The sequence below is a fragment of the Lolliginicoccus suaedae genome, from assembly GCF_008312885.1.
Taxonomy (GTDB): Bacteria; Actinomycetota; Actinomycetes; order Mycobacteriales; family Mycobacteriaceae; genus Lolliginicoccus; species Lolliginicoccus suaedae.
This window is the reverse complement of the sequence record NZ_VSSO01000001.1, coordinates 638,667-657,993: the sequence shown is the minus strand read 5'-3', so window position 1 is coordinate 657,993 and position 19,327 is coordinate 638,667. Positions and strand designations below refer to the sequence as shown.

Below are 19,327 nucleotides of genomic sequence, written 5' to 3'. Positions count from 1 at the left end.
GCCCCGCTCCGTCAACGGGGCGCCTAGGTCTACAGACGCTGCACGGGGTGCTCGCGTTACAGCGCGGCAGCATGGGCAATGGACGCGCCATCGGCATACTGGGTGCATGGCGGACAACAATGTGCTCGGCAGCGAGCTGGAGGAATGCGGCACCGATCCCGTGACCGGCTTCTACCGCGATGGATGCTGCAGCACCGGCGATGAGGACCTGGGCAGCCACACGATCTGCGCGGTGGTCACGCGCGAGTTCCTGGACCATCAGCGGTCGATCGGCAATGACCTGACCCGGCCGATGCCGGTGTACGGCTTCCCGGGCCTGCAGCCGGGGGACCGGTGGTGCGTGACGGCACGGAACTGGCTGCGCGCCCACGAGGACGGGGCAGCTGCCCCGGTCGTCCTGGCCGCTTCCCATGAGCGTGTCCTCGACATAGTGCCGCTCGAGGTGCTTCGCGAGCACGCAGTGGACGTGCCGGGCGATATCAGCGGCCTCGGCGACCCGTCCTAGGCACGCGCCGCCCTGGCCGCACCGCCTAGTTCAGATTGGCGTGCTTGCGTTCCCTCACGGGTGATCCCGTGGACACATGATCCTCGTTGAGCGCCTTGACGAGACTGTAGATCATCACGAAACCGATGAGGAAGAACGGTAGACCGATCACCGTGATCACCTGTTGCAAGGCGTCGAGCCCGTTGGTTCCCGCCGCCGCGGCGAGCAGGGTGGCGCCGACGACTCCTTCGAGTGCTGCCCAGAACACGCGCTGGCGGACGGGCCCCGCCTCCGATTCGCCGGTGCACAGCATGTCCACCACCAGGGAGGCCGAGTCCGAGGACGTGGTGAAGAAGATGACGACGATCAGCACCGAGATCGATGCGATCAGCGTAGTGAGAGGGAAGTTCTCGAGGAAGGCGAACAAGGCGCCGGGGATGTCGTTCTCCTCGACGACTTCCTGCACGAGCGTGCCCTCCTGGTTGCGCTCGATGTCGAACGAGGAGAGCCCGAAGATGGAGAACCAGACGATGGAGAACGCCGTGGGCAGGGCGAGCACGCCACCGACGAACTCCCGGATGGTGCGGCCCTTGGAGATGCGGGCGATGAAGATGCCCACGAACGGCGCCCAGGTGATGGTCCATGCCCAGTAGAACACCGTCCAGTTGCCCTGCCAGCCCGGGTTGACGTTGGAGGCATCGGTCCAGAACGCGAGCGGCACCAGCCATTCGAGGTAGGTGCCAGTCGTCTCGATGATGCCCTTGGCGAGATACAGCGTGGAGCCGGTGAGGAAGATGAAGATGAGCAGGCCCACGGCCATGGTGATGTTGATGTTCGACAGCCGCTTGATGCCCTTGTCGAGGCCCAGCATCACCGAGCCGATGGCGATCAGCGTGATGATCGCGATGAGGATCACCTGGGCGGGCTTGCCCATCGGCACGCCGAACAGGCTGTTGAGGCCAGCGTTGATCTGCAGGGTGCCCAGGCCGATCGAGGTGGCCACGCCGAACAGGGTGCCGATGACCGCGAGGATGTCGATGGCCTTGCCGGGCCACTGGTGGATGCGCTCGCCCAGCAGCGGGTAGAAGATCGACGACACGCGCATCGGGAGTCCGCGCTTGTACACGAAGTAGGAGAACGCGAGGGCGGGCAGGCAGAAGATCGTCCAGGTGTGCAGGCCGAAGTGGTACAGGGTGAAGCCCATCGCCTCTTCCATGGCCGCCAGGGACTCGGGCTCCACGTCGGCGCGCGGGGGATTGGCGTAGTGATTGATCGGCTCGGCCACGCCCCAGAACATCAGGATCGTGCCGATGCCAGCAGCGAACAGCATCGCGAACCAGGTGGCGGTGCCGAACTCGGGCTTCTCGTCCGCGCCACCGAGCCGCACGTGCCCGAACTTGCTCAGCGCGATCCAGATGAGGAAGATCAGGAACGAGGTGACGCCCAGGATGTAGAACCAGCCCAGCGAGGTCAGCAGCCAGTCGCGGGCCGCGGTGAACACACTGTCGATGAAATCGGTGAAAGCGATGGCGACCGCGACGAACCCGAGGACCAGGCCGCCGGAGACGAAGAAGATCGTGGGATCGGTCTGCAAGCCGAGCCGATCGTGCATTTTCCTGAGCATGGCGGCACTTCCTCACCGAAGTAGCGTGGTCGGACGGCTCTGTCGATAAAGCTCTCGGTTCATTGCGGCTCAAGATCAATCATGACACTCTGTGACCGGAAACACACTACTTTTTACGCGAACTATTATTCGGCGCGGCGTGCTGGGACGCTCACCAAGTCCGCCCCGCCAAGGGCCAGCCGGAGTACGGTAGCGGCAATACGATGCAGCGATGCCCGGCCATGACAGGGCCGGGGCGAGACGAGGTTGACCATGCCCATTCCCGCACACCTGGATGATCTTCTCGACGAGCTTGCCGCGGGGGAGAAGCTCTGGTCATCGACGCCCGTTCGCCGGCGCCGGGAGCTGCTTGAGCAGGTCCACGCGAGCGTGGCCGCCGCAGCGAACGAATGGGTGGCCACCGCCGCCCGCATCAAGGGCCTCCCCGAGGGCTCCCCGCTCATCGGCGAGGAATGGATGTCCGGCCCCTACCCGGTGCTGACCGCCACTACTGCCCTCGCGGAATCCCTCCACGCGATCGAGCAGGGCCGCAGCCCGCTCGACCCCAAGCACATCCACGATGCCCCCGGCGGGCGCATAGCCGTCGATGTGCTGCCCTACGAGCTCGCCAACGCATTGCTGCTCAATGGCTTCCACGCCGAGGTGTGGCTGCGCCCCGGCATCGACGAGCAGACCGCGATCCGCACCGCTGGGCTCGCCCAGCTCACACCCACCGAGACTGGTGGCACCGGCCTCGTGCTCGGCGCGGGAAACATCACCTCCATCGCGCCGCTCGATGTGCTCTACGAGCTGTTCGCGCACAACCGCGTAGCAATCCTCAAGCTCAACCCCATCACCGATCCGATGCTGCCGGTGCTCGAGAAGGCCCTGCGCCCGCTCATCGACCTCGGCGTGGTGCGCATCGTGCTCGGCGGCGCCGACGTGGGCGGCTACCTCGCCAATCACGAGCAGATCAGCCACGTCCACATGACCGGCAGCGCCGCCACCCACGACGCCATCGTGTTCGGCACCGGCGAGGAGGGCGCGCGCCGCAAGGCCAGCAACGACCCCGTGCTCGCCAAGCCGATCAGCAGCGAGCTCGGCGGAGTATCCCCGGTGATCATCGTTCCCGGCGAGTGGAGTGATGCAGACCTGCGCTACCAGGCCGAGCACGTGGTCACCCAGCGACTCCACAACAACGGCTACAACTGCATCGCCGCGCAGGTGCTCGTCGTGCCGGCCGAGTGGGAGCAGAAGGACGCGTTCCTCGCCGAGGTGCGCTCCGTCCTCGTCGACGCTCCCGTCCGCACCGCGTACTACCCCGGCAGCGGCGACCGCATCGCCTCGGCCCTCGGCACCCTCGCCGGATCCATCCGCATCGGGGAGCGCGTGCTCGCCACCGGCATCGAAGCGGACTCGCCCGCGCTCACCACTGAATACTTCGCGCCCGTCCTCGCCGTCAGCGAGCTCCCCGGCGATGCCGCCGAATACCTTGATGCGGCGGTCGCGTTCGCCAACGAGCACCTCGTCGGCACGCTCGGCGCGAACATCATCATCCACCCCCGCACCCGCCGGGACCTCGGAGAGCGATTCGACAAGGCCATCGAGGAACTGCGCTACGGCACCATCGCCATCAACGCCTGGACCGGCGTCGGCTACCTCACCGCCCGCGCCACCTGGGGTGCCTTCCCCGGCCACACGCTCAACGACGTCCAATCCGGCATGGGAGTCGTGCATAACGCATTGCTGCTCGCGCAGCCCGAGCGCACCGTCGTCAACGGCCCGTTCCGGCCCGCGCCCCGCTCCCTGCTGCGCGGCGAGCTCGCCCTCAGCCCCCGGCCACCCTGGTTCGTGACCAATCGCACCGCCGCCACTACTGGGCGACGGCTCACTGCGTTCGCCGCGAACAAGTCCTGGGCCAAGCTGCCCGGAATCTTCGCCTCCGCCCTGCGCGGATAAACCCGACCGCGCCCAACAGGAGCACCAGAATGAGCACGCTCATCACCGTCGATTACGTCATCGTGGGCGCCGGGTCCGCCGGAGCGGCCCTAGCCGCCCGGCTCAGCGAGAAGCCCGGTACTACTGTGGCGCTGCTCGAGGCCGGCCCACCCGATGACAACCAGTTCATCCACATCCCCGCCGCGTTCTCCAAGCTCTTCCGAAGCGAGTACGACTGGGACTACAGCACCGCCTCCCAGCCTGGGCTCGCCGGGCGCAAGATCTACTGGCCGCGCGGCAAGACCCTCGGCGGCAGCTCGTCGATGAACGCCATGATGTGGGTGCGCGGCTACGCCGCCGACTACGACCAGTGGGCCAGCACCGCCGGCGAGGACTGGTCGTTCCAGAAGCTCCTGCCGTACTTCCAGCGCATCGAGCACGTCGAGGGAGCTACCCCGCCCGGCGACGGCGCCGATGGGCCGCTGCACATCTCCCGGCAGCGCAGCCCGCGCCCCATGACCGAGGACTACTTGCAAGCCGTCACTGCGCTCGGGCATCGCGTCGAGCGGGCCAACCAGTACCAGCCCGACGGCTTCGCCCGGACGATGGTCACCCAGAAGCGCGGTGCCCGCCACAGCACGGCCGATGCCTACCTGCGGCCCGCCGCCAAGCGGCGCAACCTCACTATCATCACGGATGCCCACGCCACTCGCGTCCGCTTCACCGGCACCCGCGCCACCGGTGTCGACTACCTCCACCTGGGCCAGCAATGCCAGATCAACGCCGGGCGCGAGGTCATCCTCTGCGGCGGAGCCATCAATACCCCCCAGCTGCTGATGCTCTCGGGCATTGGTGATTCCGACCAGCTGACCCATCACGGCGTGACCGTCGTGCACCACAGCCCCGAGGTAGGGCGCAACCTCCAGGACCACCTCGTGGCCGTGCTCTCCTACGAGGCCGATAGCGACACGCTCGCGGACGCCGAGACGCCCCGCCAGCTCATCTCCTACCTCGCCGCCCGCCGTGGCATGCTGACCTCGAACGTAGCCGAGGCCTACGGCTTCATCCGCAGCAACGACACTCTCGAGCTAGCCGACCTCGAGCTGCTCTTCGCGCCGGCCCCTTTCCTCCGCGAAGGACTGTTCCAGCACAATGGGCATTGCGCGACCTTCGGCACGGTGCTGCTCACCCCCCGCAGCCGCGGCGAGATCACGCTCTCCTCCTCGGACCCGCTCGCCAAGCCGCTGATCGACCCCCGGTACCTCAGCGACCCGGATGGCATCGATCGCGCCGCGATCATGGAGGGCCTCCGTGCCTGTGCCGCCATCGCTGGCACCGCGCCTCTGGCCCGGCACCTCGGCAACTATCTCCAGCCACTCGCCGAGCCCGGCACGCCCCTCGAGGAGGTTCTCCGCCTCGCCCTCGAGCACTACGCCCACACCCTCTACCACCCCGTCGGCACGTGCCGCATGGGCCGCGACGACCACAGCGTCGTCGACCCCGAGCTGCGCGTCCGAGGAGTCGACGGCCTCCGCATCGCTGATGCCTCGATCATGCCGACCATCATCCGCGGCCACACCCACGCCCCGAGCGTCATGATCGGGGAGAAGGCCGCCGACCTCATCGCGGGGTAGAAGGCCTGAGCGCTAGCCGAACTCGATGCCGAGTGCCCAGCCGCCCAGCGCGAACACCAGCACGGTGATGAGCACGACGCCGATGATGTTCAGCCAGATCCCGGCGCGCATCATCTGCCCGATCGTCACATGGCCCGAGCCGAAGACGATGGCATTCGGAGGTGTCGCTACCGGCAGCATGAACGCGCACGAGGCGGCCAGCACGGCTGGGGCGAGCAGCAGCATCGGGTCGAGCCCGATACCGAGCGCCACGCCACCGAGCACCGGCAGGAACGTCGCCGCGGTCGCGGTGTTCGACGTCAGTTCCGTCAGCAGCAGTACGATCGCGCACACCCCCGCCACGATCAGCACGATCGGCAGCGTGCCGAGCCCGCTCACCTGCGTGCCGATGTACTCATCGAGTCCCGTGCCCGAAACCGCCCCCGCGAGGCTCAGCCCGCCGCCGAAGAGCAGCAGCACGCCCCATGGGATGCCGGTCTGCGCGGTCCGCCAATCCAGCGTCGACACCCACTCCGCGCTGCCATCCCCGTCCTCGGGCTGGCGATGCTCCGCCGGCAGCAGGAACAGGATCAACGCGGCCCCGATCGCGATCGCCGGATCGGACAGGTTCGCCAGGAACGGCAGCACCGACACCAGCGCGTCCACCTCGGCGAGCGGCTCGCGGAACACCCACAGCAGCGCGGCCGTCACGAACACGACCAGCACGTTCCACTCGCCCCTCGACATCGAGCCCAGCCCCGTCAACTGCGACCGGATCATCGAGCGCCCGCCCGCGATCTCCGTCAGATCACTGCGATAGATCACCCGGGTCAGCAGCACCCAGACGATGACCAGGAACACCACCGACAGCGGCAGGCCCATCTTCATCCAGTCCGCGAAGCTGATCGAGATGCCGTACTCCTCCTCCACGAACGCCACCATGATCGCGTTCGGCGGGCTGCCGATGATGGTGGCAAGACCGCCCACCGACGCCGCGTAGGCGATCGCCAGCATCAGGCCCACCGCGAAGTTGCGCGTATCGCGATCTGCCATCGCCGCTGCCGGACCGTTCTCCGCGTCATCGCTTGCCACCAGCGCGAGCACCGACACCGCGATCGGCAGCATCATCAACGTCGTCGCCGTGTTCGATACCCACATGCTCAGGAACGCTGTTGCCACCATCATGCCCAGCACGATCTGCCGCGGCCGGGTGCCCACGATCCGCACGGTATGCAACGCGATCCGCTTGTGAAGGTTCCACCGCTGCATGGCCAGAGCAATCATGAAGCCACCCATGAACAGAAAGATCGTCGGCGAGGCGTACGGTGCTGTCGCCTCGCTGATCGGCCGGACATCGAGCAACGGGAACGCCACGATCGGCACCAGCGCGGTCGCGGGGAGCGGCAAGGACTCCGTCATCCACCACACCGCCATCAGCACTGCCACCGCCGCCACCGTGCGCCCGGCCAGGGACAGATCCGGATGGTCCGGGATCGCGAAGTACGCCACCAGCGCGAGGGCTGGGCCACCGAACCTGCCCGCCCACAAACGGCCAGGCGAGGGCGTGGACTGCGAGACCGAAGGCATGGACTGCGTGCTCGTCATTCCATAATCGTGCGACTCCAGTGACCGCGGGGTGGCTGGAATCGCGAACAAAGGGGGCTGGCGGTTCGGTGGCGCGGCCCAGCGTGGTGGCTCGGTCCGGCGTGGTGGCTCGGTCCGGCAGCGCGGCCAGCCGCAAACGCGATAGAAGCGGGCCCCGAACCAGCGGATCTTCTATCGCGTTTGGCGATGCGAGGTGCTTTTGGCTGCCGAGCAATCGGATTCACCGGCCGACACCGGCCACGATCGCCCGCCCGCGCACCCCGCACCTGGTAGGAATGTCGCATGCTCCGGGTTGCGCGTGGGGCCGCTGCGGCGGTCGGTCTATTGGGTGTGCTGGCGATGGCGTCGTGCGGGCAGGGCCCGATCGAGGCTCCGGTCACGACCTCGGCGGCGCCGCTGCCGTCCACGGTGGCTCCCGCCCCACCTGCCCCGGTCGTGGTGGTGAAGATCGATAATGTCGCGGCTGCCCGGCCCCAGTCCGGTGTGCAGGACGCTTCGCTCGTCATCGTGGAACCGGTGGAGGGTGGGCTGACGCGGTTGATGACGGTTCTGGAAGCACCGTTTCCCGACGTCGTGGGGCCGGTGCGCAGCGCGCGCATCACGGACCTCGACCTGCTGAAGCAGTTCGGGGAGCCGACGTTCGCATATTCGGGCGCGGCCCGCGAGGTGCTGGAGCGATTCAACGATGCGCCGCTGATCAACGCTACTGAGGCTAGCGCGGCGGGCGCTTACTTCCGCGATGGGAGCCGCGCCGCCCCGCACAACCTGTACGTGCGCCCGGGCGATCTGCCGCAGCCGGTGGTGGGGCCCGCGCGGCCGCTGGTGGACACCGGCGAGCTGCCCGGTGGTGGTGCGCCGACCGCGGCCGAGGATGTGGTGTATGAGCGCGCGTCCTACCGGCTCGCTTGGGACGATGGCGCGGCGGCGTGGGCGATCAGTGTGGATGGGCAGCCGTTCTCGACGGTCGACGGTGGGGAGCTCGCGGTCGAGAACGTGGCCATCGCGCGGGTGCCGGTCCGCGATGGGCTGCTCGGCTCCCCGGAGGCGCGCACCACAGGGTCGGGCGACGCGACGATCCTGCGCGATGGGCAGCGGTTCGAGGGGCGCTGGGTGCGCCCGTCCGCGACCGCTCCTTTCCGGTTCGCCAGCGCTACGGGCCAGGATCTGCCGCTCGCGGAGGGCACGACCTGGATCTTCCTCGTCCCGGACGCATAGCGGCTCCGGCTGGCTAGCGACGCAGTCTGTGTGTTGCCCGTCACAGTGCGAGTCGAGTGGAACCGCAGGGGATGACCGGTACGTCGTATTCAGCGTGTCCATGATCAATGCTGACGAGCCATGCCCGCCCAGTCGCGCCCGGCGGTTCTGCGCCACCAGCAGGGGGCCTCGATCGGCGCAGCTCCTGCACGGCAGGCGTTCGAGCGGTGCGCCGCGAATGCTTCCGCTCGGACGATGCGTGAGCCGACCGCGCCAATAGCCGAGCCGCGTTCAGTGGTGCGTCGCGCTGTGCTCCACGAGGGCTGGGTAGTCGACGGCTGCGCCGCGCAGGAGCGTCTCGACGACCGCCGCGGCGTCCTCCTCGGTCAGGTGGCGGGACTGGAAGACGGCACGGTAGTGGACGACCGATGCCAGCATATCGAGGAGGCCGTCCCGGTCGGCGTCGCTGCGGATGTCGCCGCGCTCGATGGCGATGTCGAGCGTGTGCGCGACTGCCCGCCGGGGTGGCTCGACGATGGCCTCGATGTAGAGGTCGCGCAGGCTCGGTTCGGCAGAACAGTCAGCGAACACTGAGCTCAGCACGTCGGGGCGGATCGTGCGATACGCGGCGAGAAAGACCTCGATGCCTTCGCTGAGGTCGCACAGGGTGCAGCCGGTGTCCGGCGGTGCAGGTGTGTCGAGGCGGTCCGCGATGGCGGCGAGGGCGAGCGGCGCGCGCCCCGGCCATCGCCGGTAGATTGCCGGCCGCGAGGTTCCCGCGCGGTGGGCGACCTCTTCAAGGGAGAGCTCGAGGTAGCCGCGCTCGGCCAACAGCTCGAGGGTTGCCGTCAGGATGGCGGAATCGAGATTGCGGTCGCGCGGGCGTCCTGGGGTGGTCATGCACCCATTGTAGCGTTACACTACGTAACGTAATGGAATGGAGGCCGAGATGAAGCAGATCGAGCCGGACCTCTGGGAGACCGGCACCGAGCAACCCGCCCCGGGACTGACCACCCATGCCTACCTGTGGACATCGCCGGTGGGAAACATCCTGTTCTACAACACGACCCACGACCACGAGATCGACCACATGGCGCGGCTCGGAGGAGTGGCGCGCCACTACCTCAGCCATCAGGACGAGATCGCGCCGTCGCTCCGAACCATCAGGAATCGGTTCGGATCCACCCTGCACCTGCACGCCTCGGAGGCCCACCTCGCCGGATTGACCGTGGACGATCCGTTCACCACCGCGCACGTCGTCGGCAGCGTGCTTGAGGTTATCCCCACGCCGGGCCACACACCTGGCAGCACGTGCTACCTCGCCCACGGTGCCAGCGGGAAATACCTGTTCACCGGCGACACCGTGTACCTGCGCAATGGCTCCTGGGCGCCTGGCTACATACCGGGCTTCAGCGACCGTGCAGCGCTGGACAAGACTCTCACCGAGCTTGCCCGCCTCGAGCCCGACATCGTCATCTCAAGCGCTTTTGTCGGCGACAGTGGAGTGATGACGCTCGATCGTCCCTGGCCGGAGTGCATCGAGCAGGCTCGCCGCGCATTGGCCTAGCTGGATGCGCTTCTGCCGTCTAGCTCGTGGCCGCGATGACCAGGGGCAGCACAGCAGGAGCGCCCGCCGCCCGCAGCGCGCGCCCCGCGAGGGTCAGCGTCCACCCCGTATCGGCAACCGCATCGACGAGCAGGACCGGGCCATCGAGCTCGGGCAACGCGGACGCGTCCCAGGCGTCATGCAGCGCCGCCACCCGGAACGCCGAGTTCTGGGCGACCGGCAAGGACGCACCGGGCCGAAGCGGAAGCCTGCCGAGGTCGCGAAGCCGCCCGATGCTCGCCAGCCGGGCCGATAGCGACGCCGCGAGCACGGGATGACTGCCCGCGCCGAGCGCGATGACCGAGGTGGGCCGCTGCTGCCAGTCCCACGCCTTGAGGACTTCGATCGCCGCGGTCACGAGCGCCTCGGGTGCTTCGCCGTCCCCGGCATCGAGAACAGCACGCAAGCGTGGTCCCCACCCGAGATCAGTCAGGCGGCCGATCGCCCGGCCGGGCTCCGGACCGTCCTTGATGCGTCCCGAGAGGCCCACCCCGAGCGTGGACATGCCGGTGGGCCACTGGCGGCGCGGAGCGAGCACCACCCCCGGCCTCTCGAGGGTCTCGCGCGTGGCCTGGCGCATCGAGTCATCGACAGTCGCGGCGAACCGGCTGCCGGCGCAGTTGTCGCATCGTCCGCAGCCTTCCGGCGCGGCCCCGAGGTCGGGATCATCGAGCTGCCGGCGCAGGAACACCATGCGGCATTGCGAGGTGGTGAGGTAATCAAGCATGGCTTGCTGCTCGCGCTTGCGTGCCTCAGCGAGGCGCCCGTACCGCTCGGTGTCATACCGCCACGGCTGTCCGGTGCCGACCCAGCCGCCCTTCACCCGTCGGGCCGCGCCGTCGACATCGAGGACCTTCAGCACCATCTCCAGCCGCGAGCGCGACAGGTCCACGCGTGGCTCCAGCGCGGCCGTGGACTGGGGCCGCTCCCCATCGAGAGCAGCCAGGACACCGCGCACCGTGTCCTCGGGCGGGAACGACACCGACGCGAAGTACTCCCAGATCCGCCTGTCCTCGGCCCCCGGCAGCAGCAGCACCTCTGCCTGCTGCGCCGCGCGCCCAGCACGCCCCACCTGCTGGTAGTAGGAGATCGGCGACGACGGCGAGCCGACATGCACCACGAAACCGAGATCAGGCTTGTCGAAACCCATCCCCAGCGCCGAGGTCGCCACGAGCGCCTTCACGCGGTTCGCGAGCAGATCCGCCTCGAGGGCCTCGCGCTCCGCTGGATCGGTGCGGCCGGTGTAGGCCGCCACCTCGTGCCCGTGCTCGCCCAGAACTGTCGCGAGATCCTCGGCGGCGGAGACGGTCAAGGAGTAGATGATCCCGCTGCCTGGCAGCTCACCGAGATGCTGCGCGAGCCACGCGGCCCGGTCCGCGCCAGCACCAACATCGACGACGGACAAGTGCAGCGATTCGCGATCGAGGCTGCCCCGCAGCACCAGCGCGCCATCCTCATTGCCGCCCGCGCTGGGACTCCCTGCGCCGGAACCGCCCGCCACGCCGAGCTGCGCCGCGATATCGGCGACCACGCGGTCATTGGCGGTGGCGGTGGTCGCCAGCACGGGCACATCGCCGCGCAAGCCAGCCACCAGGGTGCGGATGCGTCGGTAGTCGGGCCGGAAGTCATGCCCCCAGTCCGATACGCAATGCGCCTCGTCGACGACGACCATGCCCGCGTCCTCGGCGAGGTGCGGGAGGACTTGGTCGCGGAAGTCCGGGTTGTTCAGCCGCTCCGGGCTGACGAGCAGCACATCGATCTCTCCCGCGGCGATGCTGCCGTGGATCGCCGACCACTCCGTCATGTTCCCGGAGTTGATGGTCGCTGCCCGCACCCCGGCGCGCGCCGCCGCCTCGACCTGGTTGCGCATGAGGGCGAGCAGGGGAGAGACGATCACAGACGGGCCGAGGCCCTGCGCGCGCAGCAGCTTCGCCGCCAGGAAGTACACCGCGGACTTGCCCCACCCCGTGCGCTGCACCACCAGGACCCGCCGCCGCTGCACCACCAGGGCCTCGATGGCGGTCCACTGGTCGTCGCGCAGTCGCGCGGAGGGGCCAGCGAGGTCGGCAAGAAGCCGCTCGGCGTGCTCACGGAGTCCTAGGGGCGCAGTGGACGGAGCGGGGGCGTTGCTGGGGGCGGGCATGGCCACCATCGTGCCGGTGCGGCGGCGGGGAAGCCAGCCATCGCCGTGCCGCGTGGCGCGAGTGGAAACTTTTCCCGGCCCGAGCGGGAAAAGTTTCCACTGACAGCGATGCCCCGTCGGCGCGCGCACCCCGGTGCCCGGTTTTGGTGGCGCGCTTCACAGATCAGTGGCAGGGTGGGAATCGCGGGAGGCTTGTTCCTTCCCGTCTGGTCCGTGGCGCGGCGCGGGCAGGATGGGCCTCGCGAGCGGTGGCCCCGAAGGCCCTGCTGGATCAACCATGCGAGCCACGGAGCTGGGAGATATTTTCATGGAGAAGGACCCGAACAAGGGTTATGTGGCGATCCTGGGGTGGACGCTCAATGCGATCGACGCCCTTGATCGATTTGATCGTCGCTACGTTGTAGTAGCCCCGGAGTGGGCCGAGGATTACGCGCGGCAGAACGATATCCCGTTCGTGCCGTGGAACTTCGAGCGCTTGAACGACCGGTCCATGGAGATCGCGCAGACGCTCAAGGAGATGGGCGTCGATGTCGCGATCCCGCTATTCGAGGAGACCGTCGAGTGGGCGGGCGCGATCAACGCCGTCCTGCAGGGCAACCCGCGGCTGCACGGCCAGGCGATGCTGTTCCGCGACAAGGCCCTGATGAAGCGGCGCGCGCAGCTCGGCGGCATCCGGGTGGGCATCTTCGAAGAGGCACATGACCGCGACGATGTGGTGCGCTTCCTCAAGCGTGTCAACCAGACGCTGCTCAAGCTCGATGGCGACCCGAACGATCCCATCCACCTCAAGGCATTCGACAAGGCCGGCTGCCTCGGTCACCGCGTGGTCCGTACCGTCGAGGACGTCGCCGGGATCAATGACGACGAGTTTCCCGCACTCCTCGAGAGCCACCTCGATGGCTGGGAGTTCGCGGTCGAGGCGTGGGTGCAGGACCGCAAGATCCGCTTCCTCAACATCTCGGAGTACGTCAAGCTGGGCTACTCGGTGTTCGTGCCCGCGAGCCCGGAGCTCGAGAAATGGCGGCCCCGCATCACCGAGGAGATCGAGAAGCTCATCGAGACCTTCGACATCGACTTCGGATTCATCCACCCCGAGTACTTCGTCACCAGCGACGGCAAGATGTACTTCGGCGAGGTCGCCTACCGGCCGCCCGGCTTCAAGGTCTTCGAGCTTCTCGAGCGCAGCTACGGCTTCAACGCCTACCAGGCGCTCGTGCTGATGTTCGACCCCAAGACCACCGAGGAGGAGATCGAGGCGTTCTTCCCGCAGCCAGTGGTGGATGCCAAGGGGCATGCAGGCTGCTTCGGGGTGTATCCGCGTCGTCGCGTGGTCAGCGACCTCGAGATCCCCGAGGAGACGGAGAACCACGAGTACTTTGATTTCCACGAGCTCGTGGCGCCCCGGGAGAACAAGGTGACCAAGCGGTCAGCATTCGGCACGCACTGGGGCCTGGTGTACTTCTTCGGGGAAGACCCCACGGAGATGCGCGAGCTGCTCACCAAGCAGGAGGAACTCGATTTCTATGTGTGACAGCCATAGCCGGTGGGGGTGCCGCTGGTGAGCACCACCACCGCTACCGATCCTGCCCTTCCCGGCCTGTGCGGCAAGCTTGACGACGCGGCTGCGCGCCTGGAGCGGGCAGGACGGTTCGGCAAGGAATCATCGCAGTCCGCCGTGCTCGATACCGCCAAGCGCATCCTCGTGCGGTCCGGTGGCATCGAGGCGCTGTACGAGCGGGTCACCCGCCTCGATCAAGCAGGACTGTTCGCCGGAACCGACTGGGACCATCCCAGCGCGCTGCTCCCCAGCCTGGTCGGCCCAAGCTTCCGGGACGGCTACCCGCGCACGGTGACGCTCGAATGCCTCAGCGAGCTGCGCCTGCTCGCCGTCGCCACCGGTCACGCGCATCATCCCGACCTGCCGCCCGATCAGGCACGGCACTTCCTCACCCAGGTCCTCGCGATGAACCTCGAGCGGCTGTTCGGGGACATCAGCGAGGCCGCGCGCGTGCAGGCCCGTCCTCTCGACGGCGCTGTCACCGAGCTATTCCAGTTCCTCGTCGCCCATATCGGGTTCGACGACATCCTCACCAGCCTCATCGACGAGATCTGGCGCATCCTCGCGCAGCGACCCATCCAGGTCGGCCACGTGAAGGCAATGATCACGCAGATCGCCATCACCCTCGCCAGCAGCAACAGCGGTGTCGGTGAGGCCAGGCTCGGTGCTGATCGGCTCATCAGCGCCCTGTTCGGCCCCACCCAGGCATGCCGCGACGACCCCGGCCTCGACACCTACCGCGAACGCCTCGACTCCATCGACCAGGCGGGGCTGCAGCAGGAAGCCACCGGCATGGCGCGCGCCATGCTCGACACCGGGCTCGTCTCCGACTACCACGTCACCCTCGTGCGGTGGTTGCTCGACAACGGCTACGGCACGCTTCTCTCGTCCGCGCTCGGCCTCAGCATCACGGGCCAGGATGTGCTGCAGTGCTACACCGATCTCGTGCACGCGCTCATCCGGGAAGGGATTCACCCAGGTACCGCCCAAGCGCTCTATGGCCTTGTCAACCTGCTCGAGCGCGGCATTCTCTATTCGCCACCCATCGCGCCCGGCCTGTGGCGGCAGATCGCGCTGCAACCCTGCGAGCGTGCTGCGGAATCCATCGTCTCGACGTTCGGCGACGCGCATCCTCCACGGGTCTTCCTGCTCGCCGGGACGATCCTTGCGCTCGGCCAGCCGCTCGGCATCGGCCAGGGCAACAACCCCACCTGCCAGTCGGCCCGGGCCCTGTCGATGTGGTCCTACAGCGAGCCCGCTTACCTGCTGAACGTGCTGTACCAGGCAACCAGGCTCGACTCCGTGCTCATGCACTTCGAGGGCACTCCCATCCGGTCCGACGAGCTGCCCCGCGGGCTCGCCACCGCCGCGATCCTCGACACCGACCCCGTCTCCACCGTGCTCGTGCCCCACCTCGACCGCGTCTACAACGAGATGGGCCGCATGTGCGCCGAGCGGGGAGAGGATCCGCACCGCTGGATCAACCCCGAGTTCCACGGCTGGTGGGTCGGCCGGGAGTTCCGCATCGCCGTCGACATCGCCACCGGCAAGCTCCGCGATTTCGACGACTACATCCGCGCCTTCTACGCATCCTGCCACCCGGTGTACAACGGCAACCAGCCGCTCATCCATCCGCAGCCGGCAGGACTCGCCGTCACCGACTCCACCGCCACCTTCATCGGCTGGCACGCCATCACCATCATCCGGGTCGCCCTCGACCAGGACGGCGAGATGCGCGTCTACTTCTACAACCCCAACAACGACAGCGGCCAGAACTGGGGCAACGGGGTAGTGGTCTCCACCAGCGGCCACGGCGAGCGATATGGCGAGGCATCCCTGCCGTTCCGCGAGATGATCTCCCGGCTCTACATCTTCCACGATGATCCCGCTGGATCCTTGGGCACGCTTCCCGTGCCCGAGGAGGAGATCGTCGCGGTGCGCGCGATGGCCATCGGCAGCTGGGCGGCGAGCCGGGTCTGATTCCTCGCGTCACGAGGAGCGGGGGCACGGCAGGCGCCGTGCCCCCCGCTGTTCTTGCCGGGGCCAGGCCGCGGGTGCGGGCAGGCTGAGGCGCTCAGCGCCGAGCGCGCCAGGGCGGGGCCGCGCGTCCGAGGCCACCGATGGAGTTCCCGGCTGCTACTCGTCGGGAGAGGCGAACTCGCGGATCAGATCAGCGACACGGTCGGGCGCCTCGATCATCGGTGAGTGCCCCACGTGCTCGAGAACGGTGGTCGTGATCGTTGGCACTTCCCGGTAGCGCGCCAGCGAGGCATCGACGTTGTAGAAGCGGTCCTCCCGGCCGAAGATCACGAGCGCCGGCAATGCGAGGTTGTCCAGCCGTCCGTCCAGGCCCCGGCTGCTGGTCCACGCCTGGCGCTGCCTCATGGATTGGGTGAAGGCGGGGTGGTTGAGGCTGCGTGCGTCGTGGAGGCCCTGGCTGGGGTTGGCAAATGCTGTGGCCATGTCGAAGCCTGGCGCGAATGCTCGCCGCACCACGCGGCTGGTGACGAACGCGGGACCAAGTTTCTGCACCATGGGCCCGATCCATGGCAGGTGGATGACCCACTCGCCTGAGGGCAGCGTTCCCGTGCTCGTGTCGGGCCCTTCGCCCATCAGCACGAGCCGGGCGATGCGGGTGCTGTGCTCGGCGGTGGCCACGCCAAAGATGCTGCCCATCGAGTGGCCGACAACCGTGACGTCGTTCAGGTCCAGCTCGGAGAGCAGGCGCGCATAGAGCCGGCCTTGGCTGCCGGGGTCGTAGCCGGACGTAGGTCGTGCGGACCCGCCGTGCCCGAGTAGGTCGACCCGGATGATGCGGCATTCCGGCAGGCGGGCAACGACGTGGTCGAACCAGGCCGAGGAGGCGCCGAAGCCGTGCAGCATCAGGAGCGCGGGACCGTCGACCGGGCCATCCGCTCGGACGTGCAGGTCGATGCCATCGACGGACAGGACCTTTCCTGCGCCGCCTGTTGCCGGCTCGGCGCTGGTGCGACCGGTCAGGCTGTCGGCGCGCCACCGCTTGGGCGACGATCTGTTCTTGGTGGTCACGTGCTTCTCCTCGTTCGGCATCTTGGTGATGCGGGGGTGGACCTGGTCGTCGGCGGCGCCCCAGCCTTGCAGGTTCGTCACCCCGTGGTCTGGGACTGGAGACCCAGCAGGCGGACCAGGACAGTCCCGATCGTGTCGGCCGGAACGCTGCCCGAATCGGCGAGCTCCTCGATGGCGAGGCCGTTGTTCAGCGCCAGCATGGTGAGCATGAGAGTGCGCGCGGAGACGGCTGAGCCTGAGCCCCAGCTGCTGAGCGCGTCCTCGGCCAACGCGGTCAGTTGCTGGTGGTAGTCGCGGCGCTTGTTGGCCCATCGCTCGCGTAGCTCGTTGTCGCGGGCGGCACGCAGCCAGAACTCGGTGAACAGCAGCTGCCATTCGCGGCTCTGCTGCATCGCGGCGGTCAGGCGCTGACCGGCTTCGAGCGCGGTCGTCTCGTTGACGACGGTGAGGTCGGCCTGGCCGAGGATTTGTCTTACTTCTGCGATGCGGCCCGTTATCTGCCGGTCGAAGAGCTCGAAGAACAGATCGTCCTTGCTCGCGAAGTTGGAGTAGAGGGCACCGGTGGTGAACCCGGCGGTGGCCGCGACCTGTTGCATGGTCGCTCCGGCGAAGCCGCGCTCGGCGAACACCGTGGAGGCTGCGCGCAGGAGCCGGTCGCGGACCTCGGCGCGGGGCGTCCTGCGGTTGATGGGGGCCGGGGATGGCTTCATGATGGCGCTCCGGCGGCCGACTGTGCGAGTCCTGCCCGCAGGAAGGACCCGGATCCTCGCGTCGTGCCGAACCCCTCGGCAAAGGTTCCGTAGCGGTAGGCGAGATGACCGCTCACGATGGTCGCGGCCACTGCGTCGTCGTTGCGGTTGACCATTCGGGAGACGCCCCCGAGCCCGTCGAGGATGGCCTCGGCGTAGTCGGCCGAGGCTTGCGAGAGCCCCGCGGGGTCGATGACGGCGATGTCGGCGCGGTCCCCCAGGCGGAGGGTGCCGGCGTCCAGGCCGTACCAGTCGCCGAGTTCGCCGGTGAGACGGTGGACGGCGCGCTCGAGGCTGAGGAACTCGTGGCCGTTCTCGGCAGACTCCTTGACCCGCTTCAGCAACCGGAGGCCGGCGTTGTAGAACGCCATGTTGCGCAGGTGGGCGCCGGAGTCGGCGAAACCCATCTGGATCTGAGGGTTGCCCGCGATCGTGTCGAGCACGTCGGGACGGTGATTCGCGATCGTCGTGCGCCAGCGCAAGGCAGCGCCATGGGCGACCACGAGGTCGATGAAGGCGTCAGCGGGATGAATGCCCCGCTCCTGGGCGACGCGACCGAACGACTTGCCGATCACCTCGGCGTCCGGGCAGCTGACGATGTCGGCGTCGAACAGGTCGCGGTGCCACAGCTTCGGCCCGAACCTGCGCTCGATGTCCTTGCGGAACTGGCGGCGGTAGGCCTCGGAGTCCACGAGCTTGCCGCGCTCGACCACGTCGCGCACGTTGAGAGCCGCGGCGCCGGAGCCGAACTCCTCGAAGACCACCAGGTCGATGCCATCGGCATACACCTCGAACGGCACCGGCAGGTGCTGCCAGCGCAAGTCCGAGGCCATAGCCCGGTTCAGCAGTGCCGTCGCCTTGGTCACCAACCAGATCAGCTTCGGGTCTGCCTTAAGATCTGCCGCGGTGAGCATCGTGGTCTTCAACGGCGCCCTTCCCCGACCAGCGCTCTGGGCGAAGAACTTTCCGATCTCGGCTTTGCGGGCAGCGTTGGGCGTGCACTGGTGCACGCCCCCGCGATCTCGGAGAACGCGGTTCAGCGCGCGGTACTCTCGCCAGGTCGCGTAGGTGGAGGGAAGCTGGCGCGATGGGTAGCGGGCGCCGTCCAGCTTGGAGAACGAGCTTCTCAGGGTCGACATTCCCACGAACCCGGCGTCGAGCGCATCGGCCAGCATCGAGCGCATCCGGTCCAGCTCCGCGGGAGTCGGGCGCTCGCCTGGATCGGTGGCCCGCTCCAGGCCCATGACCGCCGCGCGGATGTCGGAGTGGCCGATGAACGCCGCGACGTTGGGTCCCAGCGGACGAGACTCCAGTGCCTCCACATAGCCGTGGGGATCTGCCCAGGTCTGGTTCTCCTTGACCGCCGAGTGGACAGCGTCCCACGGCAGGGCCTCGACGCGTGAGAACAGGTCCGCGCAGTCGTCGGGGGAGGCGTACACAGTGGAGAGGGAGCAGTTCCCGAGGACCACGGTCGTGACGCCGTGGCGCACCGATTCCGAGAGCCCGGGGGCAACCAGCACCTCGGCGTCGTAGTGCGTGTGGACGTCGATCAGGCCGGGCATGACCCATAGGCCCTCGGCGTCGACGACCACCGCTCCCTCCGTCGCCAAGGGTTCAGCGCTGATCGCCGCCACCCGTCCGGCGCGTACTCCTACGTCGCGGATCGCCGGTCGGGCACCGGTTCCGTCGAAGAAGTATCCGCCCCGGATCACCAGATCGAAACCATCCATGACGTTGTCACCCCATCTCGATAATCTCCATTATTCAGTAATGGACATTATCGGGG

General features: G+C 68.0%; 14 protein-coding genes. 7 read left to right on the top strand and 7 right to left on the bottom strand.

The genetic code is table 11. The features are described 5' to 3' along the window. Positions 1-106: 106 nt before the first annotated feature. Positions 107-505, top strand: a complete 399-nt coding sequence (locus tag FXO18_RS02985) for a DUF2237 family protein (RefSeq protein WP_149359566.1) — start codon at positions 107-109, stop codon at positions 503-505. A 25-nt stretch (positions 506-530) separates the two neighbouring features. On the opposite strand, the gene FXO18_RS02980 is transcribed toward FXO18_RS02985, so the two are convergent. Continuing rightward, positions 531-2,108, bottom strand: coding sequence for a BCCT family transporter (locus tag FXO18_RS02980; protein WP_149359565.1), 1,578 nt, complete (start codon positions 2,106-2,108; stop codon positions 531-533). Between the two features lie 252 nt (positions 2,109-2,360). Between FXO18_RS02980 and FXO18_RS02975 the strand changes: the two genes are divergently transcribed. Both FXO18_RS02975 and FXO18_RS02970 read left to right on the top strand, forming a co-directional pair. After that, positions 2,361-4,046, top strand: coding sequence for an aldehyde dehydrogenase family protein (locus FXO18_RS02975; protein WP_149359564.1), 1,686 nt, complete (start codon positions 2,361-2,363; stop codon positions 4,044-4,046). A gap of 29 nt (positions 4,047-4,075) precedes the next feature. Further along, positions 4,076-5,659, top strand: coding sequence for a GMC family oxidoreductase (locus FXO18_RS02970; RefSeq protein ID WP_149359563.1), 1,584 nt, complete (start codon positions 4,076-4,078; stop codon positions 5,657-5,659). 12 nt (positions 5,660-5,671) lie between these two features. Here FXO18_RS02970 and FXO18_RS02965 read toward each other — a convergent pair whose 3' ends face one another. Further along, positions 5,672-7,243 carry an SLC13 family permease gene (locus tag FXO18_RS02965; protein WP_149359562.1) on the bottom strand — a complete coding sequence of 524 codons (1,572 nt, stop codon included), beginning with the start codon at positions 7,241-7,243 and terminating at the stop codon, positions 5,672-5,674. 282 nt (positions 7,244-7,525) lie between these two features. Between FXO18_RS02965 and FXO18_RS02960 the strand changes: the two genes are divergently transcribed. Continuing rightward, the gene (locus tag FXO18_RS02960) at positions 7,526-8,458 is read left to right on the top strand and encodes a DUF3048 domain-containing protein (protein WP_149359561.1); all 933 of its coding nucleotides are present in this window, start codon (positions 7,526-7,528) and stop codon (positions 8,456-8,458) included. 270 nt (positions 8,459-8,728) lie between these two features. Here the strand turns inward: FXO18_RS02960 and FXO18_RS02955 are convergent, their stop codons facing one another. Then, on the bottom strand, positions 8,729-9,337 hold the full coding sequence (locus FXO18_RS02955) for a TetR/AcrR family transcriptional regulator (protein WP_149359560.1): 609 nt from the start codon (positions 9,335-9,337) through the stop codon (positions 8,729-8,731). Positions 9,338-9,386: 49 nt separating this feature from the next. Here FXO18_RS02955 and FXO18_RS02950 point away from each other — a divergent pair, with 49 nt between their 5' ends. Next, the gene (locus FXO18_RS02950) at positions 9,387-10,004 is read left to right on the top strand and encodes an MBL fold metallo-hydrolase (protein ID WP_149359559.1); all 618 of its coding nucleotides are present in this window, start codon (positions 9,387-9,389) and stop codon (positions 10,002-10,004) included. Positions 10,005-10,023: 19 nt separating this feature from the next. On the opposite strand, the gene FXO18_RS02945 is transcribed toward FXO18_RS02950, so the two are convergent. Beyond that, positions 10,024-12,195 (bottom strand): RecQ family ATP-dependent DNA helicase, encoded by a 2,172-nt coding sequence (locus FXO18_RS02945; protein ID WP_407936419.1) that lies wholly within the window; start codon positions 12,193-12,195, stop codon positions 10,024-10,026. Between the two features lie 298 nt (positions 12,196-12,493). Between FXO18_RS02945 and FXO18_RS02940 the strand changes: the two genes are divergently transcribed. Together FXO18_RS02940 and FXO18_RS02935 are read left to right on the top strand one after the other, a co-directional pair. Next, positions 12,494-13,717 (top strand): ATP-grasp domain-containing protein, encoded by a 1,224-nt coding sequence (locus tag FXO18_RS02940; RefSeq protein WP_149359557.1) that lies wholly within the window; start codon positions 12,494-12,496, stop codon positions 13,715-13,717. A 27-nt stretch (positions 13,718-13,744) separates the two neighbouring features. Next, positions 13,745-15,724 carry a hypothetical protein gene (locus FXO18_RS02935; protein WP_235900406.1) on the top strand — a complete coding sequence of 660 codons (1,980 nt, stop codon included), beginning with the start codon at positions 13,745-13,747 and terminating at the stop codon, positions 15,722-15,724. Positions 15,725-15,880: 156 nt separating this feature from the next. On the opposite strand, the gene FXO18_RS02930 is transcribed toward FXO18_RS02935, so the two are convergent. The 3 genes from FXO18_RS02930 to FXO18_RS02920 are packed head-to-tail and all read right to left on the bottom strand — an operon-like array spanning position 15,881 to position 19,271. Continuing rightward, the gene (locus FXO18_RS02930) at positions 15,881-16,873 is read right to left on the bottom strand and encodes an alpha/beta fold hydrolase (protein WP_235900405.1); all 993 of its coding nucleotides are present in this window, start codon (positions 16,871-16,873) and stop codon (positions 15,881-15,883) included. Continuing rightward, positions 16,870-17,502: a TetR/AcrR family transcriptional regulator gene (locus FXO18_RS02925; protein ID WP_149359555.1), complete on the bottom strand. Its 633-nt coding sequence runs from the start codon at positions 17,500-17,502 to the stop codon at positions 16,870-16,872. The genes FXO18_RS02930 and FXO18_RS02925 overlap by 4 nt, the downstream gene beginning before the upstream one ends. Next, positions 17,499-19,271 carry an N-acyl-D-amino-acid deacylase family protein gene (locus FXO18_RS02920; protein ID WP_149359554.1) on the bottom strand — a complete coding sequence of 591 codons (1,773 nt, stop codon included), beginning with the start codon at positions 19,269-19,271 and terminating at the stop codon, positions 17,499-17,501. The genes FXO18_RS02925 and FXO18_RS02920 overlap by 4 nt, the downstream gene beginning before the upstream one ends. Positions 19,272-19,327: the final 56 nt, after the last annotated feature.

Bases quoted from the DNA above. Each gene is read 5' to 3' on its own strand.
- FXO18_RS02920 (WP_149359554.1), bottom strand. From the start codon at position 19,271: ATGGATGGTTTCGATCTGGTGATCCGGGGCGGATACTTCTTCGACGGA.
- FXO18_RS02940 (WP_149359557.1), top strand. From the start codon at position 12,494: ATGGAGAAGGACCCGAACAAGGGTTATGTGGCGATCCTGGGGTGGACG.
- FXO18_RS02950 (WP_149359559.1), top strand. From the start codon at position 9,387: ATGAAGCAGATCGAGCCGGACCTCTGGGAGACCGGCACCGAGCAACCC.
- FXO18_RS02985 (WP_149359566.1), top strand. From the start codon at position 107: ATGGCGGACAACAATGTGCTCGGCAGCGAGCTGGAGGAATGCGGCACC.
- FXO18_RS02960 (WP_149359561.1), top strand. From the start codon at position 7,526: ATGCTCCGGGTTGCGCGTGGGGCCGCTGCGGCGGTCGGTCTATTGGGT.
- FXO18_RS02955 (WP_149359560.1), bottom strand. From the start codon at position 9,337: ATGACCACCCCAGGACGCCCGCGCGACCGCAATCTCGATTCCGCCATC.
- FXO18_RS02945 (WP_407936419.1), bottom strand. From the start codon at position 12,195: ATGGTGGCCATGCCCGCCCCCAGCAACGCCCCCGCTCCGTCCACTGCG.
- FXO18_RS02975 (WP_149359564.1), top strand. From the start codon at position 2,361: ATGCCCATTCCCGCACACCTGGATGATCTTCTCGACGAGCTTGCCGCG.
- FXO18_RS02965 (WP_149359562.1), bottom strand. From the start codon at position 7,243: ATGACGAGCACGCAGTCCATGCCTTCGGTCTCGCAGTCCACGCCCTCG.
- FXO18_RS02970 (WP_149359563.1), top strand. From the start codon at position 4,076: ATGAGCACGCTCATCACCGTCGATTACGTCATCGTGGGCGCCGGGTCC.
- FXO18_RS02925 (WP_149359555.1), bottom strand. From the start codon at position 17,502: ATGAAGCCATCCCCGGCCCCCATCAACCGCAGGACGCCCCGCGCCGAG.
- FXO18_RS02980 (WP_149359565.1), bottom strand. From the start codon at position 2,108: ATGCTCAGGAAAATGCACGATCGGCTCGGCTTGCAGACCGATCCCACG.